Annotated in this window: 13 protein-coding genes; 10 read left to right on the forward strand and 3 right to left on the reverse strand. The window is 75.4% G+C overall.

All coding sequences use genetic code 11. The features are described from left to right. The first annotated feature begins 7 nt into the window (after positions 1-7). The 4 genes from ACFY0X_RS25155 (at position 8) to ACFY0X_RS25170 (ending at position 4,644) form a co-directional block, all read left to right on the forward strand. Complete coding sequence (locus ACFY0X_RS25155) at positions 8-3,049, forward strand: nitrate- and nitrite sensing domain-containing protein (RefSeq protein ID WP_387757717.1); 3,042 nt, start codon at positions 8-10, stop codon at positions 3,047-3,049. After that, positions 3,046-3,456, forward strand: coding sequence for a roadblock/LC7 domain-containing protein (locus ACFY0X_RS25160; RefSeq protein ID WP_387757718.1), 411 nt, complete (start codon positions 3,046-3,048; stop codon positions 3,454-3,456). Before ACFY0X_RS25155 ends, ACFY0X_RS25160 begins: the two co-directional genes overlap by 4 nt. A 77-nt stretch (positions 3,457-3,533) precedes the next feature. Further along, positions 3,534-3,929 (forward strand): DUF742 domain-containing protein, encoded by a 396-nt coding sequence (locus tag ACFY0X_RS25165; RefSeq protein WP_387757785.1) that lies wholly within the window; start codon positions 3,534-3,536, stop codon positions 3,927-3,929. A gap of 142 nt (positions 3,930-4,071) precedes the next feature. Further along, complete coding sequence (locus tag ACFY0X_RS25170; RefSeq protein ID WP_387757787.1) at positions 4,072-4,644, forward strand: ATP/GTP-binding protein; 573 nt, start codon at positions 4,072-4,074, stop codon at positions 4,642-4,644. A gap of 160 nt (positions 4,645-4,804) precedes the next feature. On the opposite strand, the gene ACFY0X_RS25175 is transcribed toward ACFY0X_RS25170, so the two are convergent. Further along, complete coding sequence (locus tag ACFY0X_RS25175; protein ID WP_387757720.1) at positions 4,805-5,176, reverse strand: hypothetical protein; 372 nt, start codon at positions 5,174-5,176, stop codon at positions 4,805-4,807. A gap of 330 nt (positions 5,177-5,506) precedes the next feature. Between ACFY0X_RS25175 and ACFY0X_RS25180 the strand changes: the two genes are divergently transcribed. Continuing rightward, positions 5,507-6,133, forward strand: a complete 627-nt coding sequence (locus ACFY0X_RS25180) for an RNA polymerase sigma factor (protein ID WP_387757721.1) — start codon at positions 5,507-5,509, stop codon at positions 6,131-6,133. 45 nt (positions 6,134-6,178) lie between these two features. Further along, positions 6,179-7,171 (forward strand): hypothetical protein, encoded by a 993-nt coding sequence (locus ACFY0X_RS25185; RefSeq protein ID WP_387757723.1) that lies wholly within the window; start codon positions 6,179-6,181, stop codon positions 7,169-7,171. A gap of 183 nt (positions 7,172-7,354) precedes the next feature. On the opposite strand, the gene ACFY0X_RS25190 is transcribed toward ACFY0X_RS25185, so the two are convergent. After that, positions 7,355-8,779 carry a cation:dicarboxylate symporter family transporter gene (locus ACFY0X_RS25190; RefSeq protein ID WP_387757725.1) on the reverse strand — a complete coding sequence of 475 codons (1,425 nt, stop codon included), beginning with the start codon at positions 8,777-8,779 and terminating at the stop codon, positions 7,355-7,357. Positions 8,780-8,977: 198 nt separating this feature from the next. Between ACFY0X_RS25190 and ACFY0X_RS25195 the strand changes: the two genes are divergently transcribed. The 4 genes from ACFY0X_RS25195 to ACFY0X_RS25210 all read left to right on the forward strand — a co-directional run bounded on the left by ACFY0X_RS25195 (position 8,978) and on the right by ACFY0X_RS25210 (position 14,921). Then, positions 8,978-11,062 (forward strand): ATP-binding protein, encoded by a 2,085-nt coding sequence (locus ACFY0X_RS25195; protein WP_387757727.1) that lies wholly within the window; start codon positions 8,978-8,980, stop codon positions 11,060-11,062. After that, entirely contained in the window at positions 11,059-11,784 is a 726-nt protein-coding gene (locus ACFY0X_RS25200; RefSeq protein ID WP_387757728.1) for a response regulator, read from the forward strand. The genes ACFY0X_RS25195 and ACFY0X_RS25200 overlap by 4 nt, the downstream gene beginning before the upstream one ends. Before the next feature lie 168 nt (positions 11,785-11,952). Then, the gene (locus tag ACFY0X_RS25205) at positions 11,953-13,410 is read left to right on the forward strand and encodes a diaminobutyrate--2-oxoglutarate transaminase (RefSeq protein ID WP_387757730.1); all 1,458 of its coding nucleotides are present in this window, start codon (positions 11,953-11,955) and stop codon (positions 13,408-13,410) included. Next, a complete protein-coding gene (locus ACFY0X_RS25210; protein WP_387757731.1) occupies positions 13,407-14,921 on the forward strand; it encodes a pyridoxal phosphate-dependent decarboxylase family protein in 1,515 nt (504 codons plus the stop codon). The genes ACFY0X_RS25205 and ACFY0X_RS25210 overlap by 4 nt, the downstream gene beginning before the upstream one ends. Before the next feature lie 77 nt (positions 14,922-14,998). Here ACFY0X_RS25210 and ACFY0X_RS25215 read toward each other — a convergent pair whose 3' ends face one another. Beyond that, on the reverse strand, positions 14,999-15,796 hold the full coding sequence (locus ACFY0X_RS25215; RefSeq protein ID WP_387757788.1) for an inositol monophosphatase family protein: 798 nt from the start codon (positions 15,794-15,796) through the stop codon (positions 14,999-15,001). Between the last annotated feature and the right edge of the window lie 34 nt (positions 15,797-15,830).

A 15,830-nucleotide genomic window follows, 5' to 3' on the forward strand; every position in this document is an offset into this window, starting at 1 on the left:
CTCACCCATGCGAGAAGACCGCGGTGTCGCCCCCGGCGCCCGTCGGGGTGCCCACGCCGGGCCGCCCGCCCGACCGCCGCGCCCCGGCCCGTGGTTGCGCGGCCTGCGCCCCCGGACCGTCCGCGCCCGGATCATCGCCCTGCTGATGGTCCCGGTCGTCTCCGTCATCGCCCTGTGGGGGTTCGCCACCGTCACCACCGCCCAGGGCGTCTGGGACCTGCTGCGCCAGCGCGACGCCCAGCGCACGCTGCTCACCCCCGTTGCCGAGACGGTTGCCGGGCTGCAGGCCGAACGGACCGCCGTCGGCCAGCTGCTGGCCGCCCCCGCGAGCGCCCCCACCGCCGCCCGGGAAAGCGCCGTGCGCCAGGCGGTGGCGGCCACCGACCGGGCGCTCATCCCGCTCTTCCCGGACGCCCGCCGTCCCGACCAGGGCTACAACCGCGCCGACGCCCAGGGACTGGGCGGTGACGCGGCCGCCCGGCTGGACGCCCTCGGCAGCTCGCTCGCCGCCTTGCCCGCCCTGCGCGACCGGGTGTTGGCCAGGAGCGTCGGCTGGCCCGAGGCGTACGCCGCGTACGGCGAGGCGGTGGACCGGGCGCTCGCCGCCGCCGGAGCCGTCACGCCGCTCCAGGACGGTCAGCCGGCCGCGGACGCGCGGGTACTGCTGGAGCTGGCCCGGTCCCGGGAACTGCTCGCCCGAGAGGACGCGCTGCTGCGTGCCGCCCAGCTCTCCGGCGGGCTCGGCGACGACCAGCTGCGGGAGTTCACCGGCGCGGTCTTCGCCCGGCGCGAGTTCGAGCGGGTCGCCGCCGCCGACCTGCGCCCCGCCGACCGGGAGGCGCTGCTCGCCGTCTCCGGCGGTCAGGACCACCGCGAGCTGACCGGGTACGAGGACCGGGTGCGGACGGCCGTCGACGGACGGGCCGCTGTCGAGGCGGTGCCGGCCGACCGCTGGGCGATGGTCGCGGGCAATCTGGCCGGGGGGCTGCGGACGGTCGAGGACCAGGCGGGGCGGCTCGCGGCCGAGCGCCAGGACCCGTACGCCCTGGGGCTGTTCACCCCGGCCGGGATGGCCGTGCTGCTCGGTCTGGTCGGTGTGGTGGCCTCGCTGGTGATCTCGGTGCAGATCGGGCGCGGGCTGGTCACCGAGCTGATCGGCCTGCGCAACTCGGCACTTGAGCTGGCCGAACGCAAACTGCCCGCCACCATGCGGAAGTTGCGGGCGGGGGAGGAGGTGGACGTCGAGGCCGAGGCGCCCCGGCCGGTGGAGCGGGGCGACGAGATCGGCCAGGTGCACCGGGCGCTGGGCACCGTCCAGCGGGCGGCCGTCACGGCGGCGGTCGAACGGGCCGAGGTGCTCTCCGGGGTCTCCGGGGTGTTCGTCAACCTCGCGCGGCGCAGCCAGGTCCTGGTGCACCGCCAACTCACCCTTCTGGACGCGATGGAGCGCCGCACCGACGACCCGTCCGAGCTGGCCGACCTGTTCCGGCTGGACCACCTCACCACCCGGATGCGCCGCCACGCCGAGGGCCTGATCATCCTCTCCGGCGCCGCCCCCGGCCGGGGCTGGCGCCGGCCCGTCCCGCTGGTGGACGTGGTGCGCGCGGCCGTCTCGGAGGTCGAGGAGTACGCCCGGGTCGAGGTGCACCCGCTGCCGCGCGCCGCGGTGGTCGGTCACGCCGTCGCCGACCTCACCCACCTGGTGGCCGAACTGGTCGAGAACGCCACCGGGTTCTCCCCGCCGCACACCCGGGTGCACATCCGGGGCGAACGGGTCGGCAACGGCTTCGCGCTGGAGATCGAGGACCGCGGCCTCGGCATGGGCCCGGAGGTGCTGGCCTCGGCCAACCGCCGGATCGCCGCCGCCGAGCAGGGAGACCTCTTCGACAGCGACCGGCTCGGCCTGTTCGTGGTGAGCCGGCTCGCCCGGCGGCAGGACGTCAAGGTCTCGCTGGTCACCTCCGCGTACGGCGGCACCACGGCGGTGGTGCTGCTGCCGACCACGCTGCTGGCCGACGAGTCGGTGGCGGCGGAGACGGCGGATATGACGGACGCGTCGGGGACGGAGGACGTGCGGTACGGCTTCGGGCCGGTGGCGCCGCTGTCTCCCGCGGCGGCGGACGCGCCGTTCTCCGGGCTGTCTCAACCAGTCGGGCCGGAGCGGGAGTTCGAGCCGGTGCACCGTCGCATGGAAGGTCCGGCGGGCGGTCCGGGTGGCGGCGCACCGGCCGGTGATCCGAGCAGGGATCCCAGCAGGGATCCGAGTGGCGGCGCGGCCGGCGACCTGGTCGGTGATTTGGCCGGCGACCCGAGGCATCGGGAGCACCCGCGGGGCAGGGTGAACGACGGGCTTCCGGCGGTGGGTGGGCCGCTGCCGGAGGGTGGGGCGCTGCTGCCGTTCGGCGCCCGGGGCAGTGACTCCGGGCCGGTGCGCCGCACTCCCTTCCGGGCCTCCGGCGCCCGGGTGGCCGGTCCGGCCGCGGACGGTGGCGCGGGTGCGGCCGCCCGTCCGCAGGCCGGGCCGCCGCAGCCGTACGGGGCGGAGCCGTACCGTACGGAACGCGGTCCGGAGCCGGTGCCCGGGGTCGGCTCGGACGGCCGGCGAGCAGACGGTCAACGGGGCGACGGTCAACGGGGCGACGGTCAACGGGGCGACGGTCACCGGGCAGACCGGGCGACCGGTCACCGGGCCGATCCGGGCCCCGAGGAGTTGCCGCGCCGGACCCGTCAGGCGAGCCTCGTGCCGCAGCTGCGCGAGGCCCCGGCCCGTCCGACCGCGCACGGCCGTCGTACGGCTGCCGCCTTCTCCGCCGCTGCCTCCGCCCCGGCCTCCACCGGTGCCTTCGCCGAATCCGGCGCGGGTGACGGCTACGGCGCCGCGGGCCGCAGCCCCGAGGAGGCGCGGGCCGCGATGTCCGCCTTCCAGAACGGCTGGGCGCGCGGTCTGGACCCCGAGGGCCGGCGGGACGGGCAGCCCGCCGACCTTCCGCAGCCGCCGCAGGCGCGCCACCACCAACCCCCGTCCCGATCCGAAGGAGAGCGTCCGTGATCGCCACCACCCACCGCGCGGGGGAGCTGAACTGGCTCCTCGACGAGCTGGTCCAGCGCGCCCCCGAGCTCCGCTTCGCCGTGATGCTCTCCGCCGACGGCCTGGCCATGGGCACCTCGGCCGGTCTGCCGCGCGAGGACGGCGAGCATCTGGCGGCCGTCGCCTCCGGCTTCCACAGCCTGGCCAAGGGCGCCGGCCGCCACTTCGGAGCGGGTGAAGTCCGCCAGACCATGGTCGAGCTGGAGGGCGGCTACCTGCTGGTCGCAGCGGCCGGGGAGGGCACCTGCCTCGCCGTGTTCGCCACCGCCCGGGCCGACCTCGGCCTGATCGCCTACGAGATGGCCAGGCTGGTCCGCCGGGTCGGGGAGCACCTGGGCGCCGCGCCAAGGGCGGTGGGCGGACGGTGAGTCCGGTGCCCCGCCCGTACCGGGGGCGACATCCGGAGCACCCGAGGACCGAACCCGACGGGAGCCCCCGCAATCCGCTGGCCGCTGCCCACCGTGCCCGCTGGTACGACGACGAGGCGGGGCCGCTGGTCCGCCCGTACGCGATGACCCGGGGGCGCACCGGGGCCGGGGAGCAGCAGTTCGACCTGATCGCCGTGGTGGTCACGGAGCTGCCCGACCCGGCGCTCGTGCCGGACGCGCCCGAGCCGCCGGTCGGCCCGGAACAGGCGCGCATCCTCGCGCTGTGCCGGGGCACCCCGCTGTCCGTGGCCGAGTTGGCCGCCGACCTCGACCTGCCGGTGGGCGTCGTGCGGGTGCTGCTCGGTGACCTGCTGGCGGCCGGCCTCATCCGGGTCCGCCGTCCCGTCCCGCCCGCCCTGCTCCCCGACGAGCGCATCCTCCAGGAGGTCATCCGTGGACTCCGTGCACTCTGACCACCCGTCCGCACCGGCCGCACCGTCCGTTTCGCCCGAACCGCTCGAACCGGCCGGGCTGTCCGGTCCGTCCGGTCCCTTCGGCCGGTCCGATCCCTACGGCGGGCCTGATCCGTTCGAGGACGAGGACCCCGACGGCACCGTGCTCGCGCTCAAGATCCTGGTGGCGGGCGGCTTCGGGGTCGGAAAGACGACGCTGGTCGGCGCGGTCAGCGAGATCCGCCCGCTGCGCACCGAGGAGCGGCTGACCGAGGCCGGGCGCGACGTGGACGACCTGGACGGCGTGGAGCGGAAGAGCACCACCACGGTGGCCATGGACTTCGGCCGGATCACCATCCGCGAGGGACTGGCGGTCTACCTGTTCGGCACCCCCGGGCAGGACCGGTTCTGGTTCCTCTGGGACGAGCTCGCCCAGGGGGCGCTCGGTGCGGTGGTGCTCGCCGACACCCGTCGGCTGACCGACTGCTTCCCGGCCGTCGACTTCTTCGAGCACCGGGGAATCCCGTTCGTGGTCGCGGTGAACCGTTTCGCCGGGACGCGGGAGTTCGGCCCGGAGGAGGTCGCCCGCGCGCTGGACCTGGATGCCGGTACGCCCGTGCTGATGTGCGACGCGCGCCGCCGGGCCTCGGGCAAGGAGGTGCTGATCCACCTGGTCGAACATGCGGGCCGAGTGCATGCCACCCGGCTGCTCGAAGACGCCTCGCCGGTGGGCTGAACCTGAGCGTGAGTCGGTGGCCCGAAGCCGGACGGCTGGAGCGGCGGCAGAGGGGCGGCGGGCGAACAACGTGCGACGAACAGATGACAGCTAACAGATGACAGCTGACAGATTTCGAAATCTGTCAGCTGTCATCTGTCATTCGCCAGCCGTCAACGGCTCAGCTGTGCCACTGGAAGACGACCCGGGTCCAGCGCGATCCGGGGCAGTTGCCCCAGACCGCCCAGGCCTCCGGGCGTGCGCCGATCCACAGGCCGGTGCTGTGCGAACCGTCGGCGCAGTAGGTGATGGTGCGCAGCCACCCGGAGTAGACGTTGCAGCGGCCCTCCCAGCGCCAGCCGTAGTTGGCGGTGATGACGCAGCGGTACGCGTCGGCCGCGATGGTGTTCCAGTCCTCGGCGGCCCCGGGGTCGACGGTCCGGCTCGGGGCCGTCGCCGCGGCGGCCGGCAGGGTGCTGGTCCCGAGCACGCCGAGGGCGGCCGTGGCGGCCAGCCCGAACGTGGCGATCTTCCTGGCGATGCGACCTCGCATGTCGTTCTCCTTGCTCAGGGTTCCCGTCGGGCGGAGTGTCCCGACCGCCGGAATGTCCGCGCGGAGACGTGAAGTCCCGCTCCTCGCGCGGCTGGTGACGTGTTGCACACGAATGACTGCGCACAGTGAGACGACGAACTATGATGTGACCTGTGTCACAAGTCATTCGGTTGGTCCACGGCCCCCGCGGCCAGGGCGGGCCGGGTGCTCGGGGTGCCGATTTCCGGGGAGAGCGGCATGGTGAATCGCACTGGTCGAACGGCGGGCGGCGGGCGGGAGACGGACCTCGATCCGAGCGGGAGCGGTGGTCAATCGGCCGAATTCAACCGGGTGTTCACGGACCTACTGCCCAGACTCCAGCAGGCGGCGGCCTCCCTCGCCGGCGGTCCGGCCGGTGCCGGGGACGTCGTCCACGACGCGTACCTCCGGATTGCCCGTAGGCCCGAACGCTTCCTCGGTCATCCGCAGCCGTACGCCTACGCGTTCACCACGATGGTCAACATCCTGCGCGACCAGTGGCGACGGGAGCGCCGGCGGGTGTCGATGCCCGAGGTGCCGGAGGCGGGTGACGCCGGCGAGCGGGATCCGGGGTTTTCCGATCCCCGGCTCGGCGGGATGGCCGAGCTGCAGGCGCGCTGGGAGGTGCTGCGACTGCTGGGCTTCCTGACCGACAAGCAGGCCCGCGCGGTGGTGCTGGTGGACCTCGACGGCTACAGCATCGACGAGGCCGCCGAACTGCTCGGGCTGCACCGCAGCACGCTGGCCGTCACCCGCCGACGTGCCCACGGGCGGCTGCGCGCCGTCGTCCAGGGGGAACGTGAACGCGAACAGGAGCGCGAACGCGAACGGGAGCGCGAACGGGAATGCGGACGGGGTCGGGCGCGCGAGCGGGAGCGCGAGCGGAGCCGAGGGCGCCGGGTTCGGGTTCCCGGCCGCCGCCCCGACGCACCGAACTGACGGCAAGTCAGCCGATGCACCGCCCCGGCCCGTACCCTGCGAATCGTGATCACGCACGAGGACGGCCGCCTGCGCGCACTGGCCGAGGACGGCCGCTGGCCCGAACTGCTCGCCGCCTACCGGCAGGGCCGGGCGGCCGCCGTGGTGGAGGCGGGCGAGGAGGCCGCGGCGGCGCTGACGGCGCCGCTCGGTCACCTGATCGCGTACGCGGCGCCGCCCGAGCTGGCCGTGCGGCTGTTCGACGGCGACGGCGGCGCGGGGACGGCCGCCGGGGTGGCCGACCACGACGCCGGACCGCTCTGGGAGGTGCTGGCGACCCGGCACTCCTGGCTGCGGCTGGCCCCGCTGCTCGGCCCGTCCTCCGTGCGACGGCTGGTCGCGCACACCCGGGCGCTGCTCGGTGAGGACCTCTCGTACGGGGCCGAGCCCGATCCGGAGGGCGTGCCGCTGCGCCTGGAGCCGTGGGAGGCGGCGGGCTGGGACGAGGGGGTGCGGGTGCGCGAGTACCTGCCGGGCGGGGGTGCGCGCAGCGCGCTGCTGACCCTGCCGGCCAGTCGCGAAGGCCTGGGCGAGGTGGAACTGCCCCCGGCGGCGCGGTCGGACGGTCGGCCGGGCGGGCCGCGGGTTACCCGGGCGCTGACCGGGCTGGGGGCGCTCGCGCCGTGGGCGGAGACGGCCTGCGTCCGCGGCCAAGCCCCGGCCGCCGCCGCCCTGGTGGCCCGTGACCGGTGGGTGGTCGGCGGGTACCTGCCGTTCGCGCTGGCCTACCCGGCGCTGGTACGGGCCGCCGCCGTGGGCCGGGCACAGGGCTGCGCGCACGGGAGGCTGGGCCTGTGGCGGGCACTGGCCGCGATGGCCGGGGCGGACGGTCCGGAGGGGGCGGAAGGGGTGGACCGGGGCGAGGTGAACGCGCTGGTGGCCCGGATGCGCTGCTTCACCTGGCAGGAGCCGTCGGCCGGACTGCACCATCTGCACGTCGCGCTGGAGGACCCGGCCAGCGGGGTGGCCTGGGTGGTCAGCGGCTCGCAGGAGCTGTGACGGGCCCGCCCGGGCCGGGCGTGCCAGTCGGGCGGAAGCCGGGAGGTCCGTTGGCGCAGTGGGCGGGCAGACGGCTGGAGCCGGGAGATCCGGTCGGCCGGACAGCGAAGACCCCCGGTCCGGCGCCGTTTCCGGGGTTGGTGGAGGCGCCGGGCCGGGGGAGTGCGGGGACCGCTGTCGGGCTCAGGCGCCGACGGGGGCGGTGCCCTGGGCGGGGGAGGCCTCGGGGGCGGCAGCCCGGGAGCCGTCCGGCGCGGTGGCGGGATCGGCGGGCGCACCGTGGGCACCGTGGGCGTCGACCAGCGTCAGCTCGTCGAACGGCAGCTCGCCGGCCAGCACCCGCCGGGCACGCTCGCTGTCGAGCTCACCGGTCCAGTGCCCGATCAGCACGGTCGCGACGGCGTTGCCCGCGAAGTTGGTGAGCGCGCGGGCCTCCGACATGAAGCGGTCGATGCCGACGATCAGGCCGACGCCGTCCACCAGCGCGGGCTTGTGTGACTGGAGTCCGCCCGCGAGGGTGGCCAGCCCGGCGCCGGTGACCCCGGCCGCGCCCTTGCTCGCGATCACCATGAAGACCAGCAGCGAGATCTGCTCGCCGAGCGACATCGGCTTGTCCATCGCCTCGGAGATGAAGATCGAGGCCATGGTCAGGTAGATGGCGGTGCCGTCGAGGTTGAAGCTGTAGCCGGTCGGCACGGTGATGCCGACGACCGGGCGGCTGACGCCCAGGTGCTCCATCTTGGCGATCAGGCGGGGCAGCGCGCTCTCGGAGGAGGAGGTGGAGAGGATCAGCAGGAACTCGCGGCCGAGGTACTTCAGCAGCGTGAACACGTTGACGCCGGCGACCAGGCGCAGCAGCGCGCCCAGCACCACGACCACGAACAGCACGCAGGTGACGTAGAAGCCGATCATGATGACGGCCAGGCTCTTCAGCGCGGCGGTGCCGGTGGCCCCGACCACGGCGGCCATCGCCCCGAAGGCGCCGATCGGCGCGACCCACATGATCATCGACATGATCCGGAACACCAGCCGCTGCACGTGCTCGATCCCGCGCAGCACGGGCGCGCCGGCCGGGCCCATCGCCTGGAGCGCGAAGCCGGCGAGCAGGGCGACCAGCAGGGTCTGGAGCACCTTGCCCTGGGTGAGGGCGGAGAACAGGGTCTCGGGGATCATCCCGAGCAGGAAGTCGGCGGTCGACTGGGCGCCGCCGGCGGCCGCCTGGGCGTGACCGGACTTGGCGAGCGCGGCGGTCAGGTGCAGACCGCCACCGGGCTCCAGCAGGTTGCCGACGACCATGCCGATGGCCAGGGCGACGGTCGACATGGTGAGGAAGTAGCCGATGGCGAGGCCGCCGACCTTGCCGACCTTCGCGGCCTTGGTCACCGAGCCGATGCCCAGGACGATGGTGCAGAAGATCACCGGGCTGATCATCATCTTGATCAGGTTGACGAAGCCCGTGCCGACCGGCTTCAGCTCCACGGCGACACCGGGGGCGGCCAGACCGACCACCACACCGGCGACCACCGCGGCGATCACGGCGATGTAGAGGTAGTGCGTCCGGTCCTTGCGTCTGGGGCGCGCCGCCACGGCGGCTTCATCGATCGACATCTGCGGCTCCCTTGCCGTGCGTCCTGGTAGCCCCGGGGGGTGGGCCGATCCGACTATGGGGCCCCGGAGTGACGGAGGTCACGTTTGCGTTCATAGAGTTCACGAATGGTGCGGGGCGCCGGGATGCCCGGTCAGTGCCCCGGGTGGGCACCGGCCGGGCCCTGGGACCGTCGGCGGGCGTGGTGCACACTGGCAGGCATGTCCGAGAGCCCCGCCTCCGCCGCCCCGCGCCGCCGCTCGCACCGGCCGACGGGTCGCGGGCCGCGGCGGCTGCCTCAGCGCCTCGGCCTCTGCCGGCGTCTGGCCGGGCCACTGGCCTGGTGCCTGGCCCGGTGCCTGTCCAGCCGCGTTCCGCGGCGCCTGGTCCGATGCCTGCCCCGGCGGCTGGTCCGGAGCCTGGCCGGGCAGCTGTTCGTCGTCCAGGTGGTGATCGTCGCCGCCGTGGTCGCCGGGGGCGCGGTGCTCGCGTACCTCTTCACCGCCGAGCGCACCGAGGACGCCGCCCGTCGCCAGGTCACCTCGGTCGCGCACGCCGTCGCCGACTCGCCGTCCGTCCGGGCCGCCGTCGGCGGGCCGGACCCGACCGCGGTGCTCCAGCCGTACGTGGAGCAGGTGCGGGCCGACACCGGCGTCTCCTTCATCACCGTCATGGACACCGACGGTGTGCGCTGGACCCACCCGCTGCCCGAACAGATCGGCCGGACCTACCTCGGGCACATCGACTGGGCGCTCGCCGGGCAGATCCGCAGCGAGACGTACACCGGCACGCTCGGCCCGTCCGTACGGGTGGTCGCCCCGGTGTGGGACGAGCGGCACCGGGTGGTCGCACTGGTCAGCGTGGGCCTCACGGTGGAGTCGATCTCCGAGCAGCTGAGCGGTCCGCTGCTCGCCCTGGTCGGGGTGGCGGTGGCCGCGCTCGCGGCCGGCGGCGTCGGCACCTACCTCGCCAACTCCCGGCTGCGGCGGCACACCCACGGAATGGGGCCGGACGAGCTGAGCCACCTCTACGAGTACCACCAGGCCACCCTGCACGCGGTGCGCGAGGGGCTGGTCCTGCTGGACCGCTCGCACCGGGTGGTGCTGTGCAACGACGCCGCCCGTGAACTGCTCGGCCTGGCAGGCGCGGTGGACGGCCGGCCGGTGGTGGAGCTGGGCCTGCCGGAGGCGCTGGTGACGGCCGTGCTGGGGGCGGAGCCGGTCCGGGACGAGGTGCACCTGACCGCCGAGCGGGTCGTCGTGCTGAACACCTCCACCATCGGCACCGGCACCGGTCTCGGCCGGGTGGTCACCCTCCGGGACCACACCGAACTCCAAGCCCTCAGCGGCGAGTTGGACTCGGTGCGAGGTTTTACCGACGCGCTCGGCGCGCAGGCGCACGAGGCCGCCAACCGCCTGCACGCGGTGGTGTCGCTGATCGAACTCGGCCGCCACGAACAGGCGGTGGAGTTCGCCACCGCCGAGCTGGCGCTCGCCCAGCAGCTCACCGACCGGGTGGTCGCGGCGGTCGGCGAGCCGGTGCTGGCCGCGCTGCTGCTCGGCAAGGCGGCCCAAGCCGCCGAACGGGGCGTGGAGTTGACCCTCACCGAGGACAGCCGCATCGACGACGGGGTGCTGCCGCCCGGGCTCTCCGCGCGGGACCTGATCACCGTGCTCGGCAACCTGATCGACAACGCCGTGGACGCGGCCATCGCCGGCGCGGCCGATAGCTCCGTCCCGCCGGAGGTCACCGTCACCGCACGGATCGCCGATGGCCGGGACTGCGGCGCTCGGGACGACAGCGCGCAGGGCGACAGCACTCAGGACCGCGACGGCCGGAGCGGCGGCGAAGGCGAAGGCGGCCGAGGCGGCGAGGGAGGCCAAGGCGACAGCGGCGGCGAGGGCGCGGGGACGGTCGGCGACTGCCTGCTGCTGCGGGTCGCCGACACCGGCGCGGGGATCGACCCGGCCGCGGTCGAGGACGTGTTCCGGCGCGGCTGGAGCACCAAGCAGGACGGCCGCGGGCACGGGCTCGGGCTGGCCCTGGTGGCCCAGGCCGCCCGGCGCAACGGCGGCACCGTCGAGGTCGGACGGGAGCGCGGCGCGGTGCTCACGGTGCGGCTGCCGCTGGCCGGACGGCCGGCAGGCCGGATCGGCGGGCCGGGAGGGCCGGGAGGGTCGGGAGGGCCGGCCGGCGGGCCCGGGGGATCGATCGGAGGACCGGGGGCGTCCACCGGCCGGTCCGGTGGGGCCGGCGGCCGGTTCGGCGAGGCCGACGGCCGGGAGCAGGAAGGGGCCCTGGTGTGAGCAGCGCCGTCGACACCGCCGGCGCGGGGATCTCCGTCCTGGTGGTCGAGGACGACCCGGTGGCCGCCGCCGCGCACACCCTGTACGTCCGGCGCGAGCCCGGCTTCCACGCCGCGGGGACGGTCCACAGCTGCGCCGACGCGCTGCGCTTCCTCGACCGGTCCCGCGCCGCCGGGAAGCCCGTCGACCTGGTCCTGCTCGACCTCTACCTCCCGGACGGCCACGGGCTCCAGCTCTGCCGCACGCTGCGCGCGGCGGGCCACGGCGCCGACGTCATCGCGGTGACCTCCGCCCGCGATCTCGCCATGGTCCGGCAGGCGGTCTCCGCGGGCGTCGTGCAGTACCTGCTGAAGCCGTTCAGCGCGGCCGCCCTGCACGACCGCCTGGAGCGATACGCCCGCTACCGCGACAGCCTCGGGCGCACCGGTGAGGCGACCGGGCAGGAGGAGGTCGACCAGGCGTTCGCCCTGCTCCGCACGCCGGAGCGCAGCACCCTGCCCAAGGGGTTGTCCGCGCCCACCCTGGACACCGTCGCCTCGGTGCTGCGGGAGTCGTCCACCGGGCTGTCGGCGGCGGCCGCGGGCGCCGCGGCCGGGGTCTCCCGGATCACCGCGCGGCGCTACCTGGAGCACCTGGTGGAGGCCGGGTCCGCGGTGCGGGAGCCGCAGTACGGGAGCGTCGGGCGGCCGGAGCTCTGCTACCGGTGGCGGGGCCGGTCCTGACGGCCGGCGCACGGGTCCGTCGGCCCTCCTGCGTGACCTTTCCGCGCGGCGCTCGTTGGAGGAGCCGGGGGCGGTTCACTCACTCGGGTGGTTCTGGGGGCCCGAGGGCATTCCGCCAGGTCAAGGGCAGTAAAGTTAGGCTTACCTAACTTCCCCTGGGGGTTTCCCGTGTCACTCGCTGCCGTACCCGTCCAGGCCGCCTCCGGAGCCCCGGCCGCCGGTGAAGCCATCCTGCGCCGTCAGCGCGTCCGCGAGTCCGCCGCCAGAACGTACGCCCGCTCCTTCCCGATCGTCCCGGTCCGCGCCCACGGCATGACCGTCGAGGGCGCCGACGGGCGGCGCTACCTGGACTGCCTCTCCGGTGCCGGCACGCTCGCCCTCGGCCACAACCACCCGGTGGTGCTGGAGGCGATCCGCCGCACCCTCGACAGCGGTGCCCCGCTGCACCTGCTCGACCTCGCCACCGCCGAGAAGGACGACTTCACCAGCGCGCTGTTCGAGAGCCTGCCCGCCGAGTTCGCCGACCGCGCCCGGGTGCACTTCTGCGGGCCGGCCGGGACGGACGCCGTCGAGGCCGCGCTCAAGCTGATGCAGACCGCCACCGGCCGCTCCGGCGCGCTCGCCTTCACCGGCGCCTACCACGGCATGACCGCCGGCGCCCTCGCGCTCACCGGCAACGTCGCCGTCAAGGAACCGCTGCCGAGCGGCGGCGAGGTCGCCCGGCTGCCGTATCCGTACGGCTACCGCTGCCCGTTCGGCGTCGGCGGCGAGGCGGGCGCCGACCTCGCCGCGACCTACGTGGAACGGCTGCTGGACGACCCCTCGGGCGGTGTGGTGACACCCGCCGCGATGATCCTGGAAGCCGTCCAGGGCGAGGGCGGCGTCGTCCCCGCGCCCGACGGCTGGCTGCGCGCGATGCGCCGGATCACCGCCGAACGCGGCATCCCGCTGATCGTCGACGAGGTGCAGACCGGAGTCGGCCGCACCGGCGCCATGTGGGCGATCCAGCACAGCGGCATCGTCCCGGACGCCATGGTCCTGTCCAAGGCCATCGGCGGCAGCCTGCCGCTCGCCGTCGTCGTCTACCGCGAGGACTACGACGGCTGGCGGCCCGGCGCCCACACCGGCACCTTCCGCGGCAACACCCTCGCCATGGCCGCCGGGGCCGCGACGCTGCGCCACGTCGCGGCGAACGGGCTGGCCGAGCGGGCCGCCGTGGTCGGCGAGCGGATGGCCGCCCGGCTGCGCGAACTCGCCGTCGAGCTGCCGGTGATCGGCGACGTGCGAGGCCGGGGGCTGATGCTCGGGGTCGAACTGGTCGACCCGGCGGCCGAACCCGACGCGTGCGGCGCCCGGCCGGCCGACCCGGCGCTTGCGGTACGGGTCCGGGAGGCGTGCCTGGCGCGGGGACTGATCGTCGAACTCGGCGGGCGCCACGACGCGGTGCTGCGGCTGCTCCCGCCGCTCACCATCACGGACGAGCAGGTGGCGGCGGTGCTGGAACGGTTGGCGGAGGCGATCGCTGCGGCTTCCACGAGCCGTCCCGCGGGTGCGTCGGCGCACGGTCCGGCGGGTGGGCCCGCGCACGGTCCGGCAGGGGCGCCGACGGGGCGGGGGCAGCGGTGAGCGGGCCCGGATCCGGCCCCGGCGGGCTGCCCGGCGACGGCGCCGCTACGGACGCCCTGGCGGGCGGCGCGGCCGGGCCGGGCGCGCTCGCGCCACTGCTGGCCACCGTCCTCGACTCGCTGGAGGCCGGCACCGCCATGCGCTCCGGACCGCTCCCGGCGGGCAGCCCGGCCGAGATCGCCGCCCTCGTCGACGACGCGCTGGCCGCCGCCGACGGGCCGGGCGCGCTCGCCCGGCTCACCGAACTCCTCGCCTACGGGGCAGCCGACCCCGCCGACCCGGCCTGCGCCGCCCACCTGCACTGCCCGCCGCTCGCCGTCGCCGCTGCGGCGGACCTCGCGGTCAGCGCCCTCAACCCCTCCCAGGACTCCTGGGACCAGGCCCCCGCCGCCACCGCCCTGGAGAGCGCCCTGCTCGTCGAGATCGCCGGGCTGGTCGGCTACGACCCGCAGCGCTCCGCCGGCGTCCTCACCTCCGGAGGCACCGAGTCCAACCTCATGGGGCTCATGCTGGCGCGCGACCAGAAGCTCGACGGCATCGTGGAGTTGGACGGCCTCCCGGCCGGCGTCCGCCCGTGCATCCTCGCCTCCGAGGCCGCGCACTTCTCCGTCCAGCGCTCCGCCGCCCTGCTCGGCCTCGGCGAGCGGGCCGTCATCCCCGTCCCGGTCGACCGCGGACTGCGGATGCGGGAGGCCGAACTGGAACGGGCGATGGCCGAGGCCAGCTGGGCCGGACGGACCCCGATCGCCGTGGTCGCCACCGCCGGCACCACCGACACCGGAGCCGTCGACCCGCTGAACGCCGCCGCCGACCTCGCCGGCCGCTACGGCGCCTGGCTGCACGTGGACGCCGCGTACGGCGGCGGGGCGCTGCTCTCCGACCGGCTCGCCCCGCTGCTCGACGGCATCGCCCGCGCCGACTCGGTCTCCCTCGACTGGCACAAGCTCGGCTGGCAGCCCGCCGCGGCCGGGGTCTTCCTGGTGCGCCGCGCCGAGACCTACGTCTCGCTCGCCCGCCGCGCCGAGTACCTCAACCCCATCGACGACGAGCAGGCCGGCTACCCCAGCCTGCTCGGCCGCTCGCTGCGCACCACCCGCCGGGCCGACGCCTTCAAACTCGCCGTCACCCTGCGCACCCTCGGCCGCGACGGCCTCGGCCGGCTGGTCGACACCTGCCACGACCTCGCCCGCGCCGCCGCCGACGCCGTGCGCGCCGATCCGACGCTCGAACTCCACACCGAGCCCGTGCTCACCGCCGTGCTCTTCCGCTACCGGCCGCCCGGTGTGACGGACGAGGCGGCGCTGGACGAGCTGAACGGCCGGCTGCGGCGCCTGCTGCTGCGCACCGGCCGGGCGGTGGTCGGGCGCACCGAACTCCCGGGTGACGGACCGGGGCGGGTCCGGCTGAAGCTCACCCTGCTGAACCCCCACACGACGGTGGGGGAGATCGGCGCGCTGCTGCGGGAGGTGGTGGGCGCCGGCCGCAAGGTGGCGGGCGAGCGGGCGGGGTAGGGCGGGCAGGTCGGCCCGTCGGGCCAGCGATCGGCCCGATCGGCCCGAGGGGCCCGAGGGGTCGGAGGGGTCCGGGGTCAGTCGGCCAGGAGGATCGACCGGGTGAGCTCCCAGGTGTCGGGGTCGGCGGCGACCAGGAGTCCGTCCGCGCAGCCGGGGGCCTCCGGGCGGTAGGGGGTGCCGTCCGGGCGGGCGGAGACGCCGCCGGCCTCGGTGACCAGGAGGGAGCCGGGGGCGTGGTCCCAGGGGAGGGTGCGCCAGTAGAGGATGAAGTCGAAGCGGCCCTCGACGACGTCGGGGTACTCGATTCCGGCGGCGTGCCGACCGGGGGAGATGTCGCCGAAGGCCGCGGTGTTGGCCTGGAGCCGGCGGCGGTGGTCGGCGTCGAGGTAGCGGCTCTTCACCGAGCCGCGCAGCTTCGCGACGTCCTTCGGTGCCGGCGGGCGGGTCAGGCGGACCCCGTCGCGCCAGGCGCCGGAGCCCAGTTCGGCGCAGTAGGTGGTGGCGGTGGCGGGCTGCCAGATCCAGGAGGCGACGGTCCGGCCGGAGCGGACCAGGGAGCACATCACGGCGTACTCGGGTCTGCCGGCGACGAAGTTGGCGGTGCCGTCCACCGGGTCGACCAGCCAGGCGGCGGGCTCGTCGTGGAGGGCCAGGGCGAGGGACGGGTCGGCGGCGACGGCCTCCTCGCCGACCACGGGAACGGGCAGCAGCTCGTGCAGTCGGCGGGCGATGATCGCCTCGGCCTCGCGGTCGGCGACCGTCACGACCTCACCGGGGGCCTTCTCCATCACCTCGCCGGCGGCCAGCGCCCGGAAGCGCGGTTCCACCGCCTCGGCCGACGCCTCGGCGAGTATCTCCGCCACCTTGTCCATCAGCACGTTCGCGCTCCCTTCGCTGCCTACCACT

The sequence above is a fragment of the Kitasatospora sp. NPDC001547 genome, assembly GCF_042894165.1.
In the GTDB taxonomy this organism is placed as follows: domain Bacteria; phylum Actinomycetota; class Actinomycetes; order Streptomycetales; family Streptomycetaceae; genus Kitasatospora.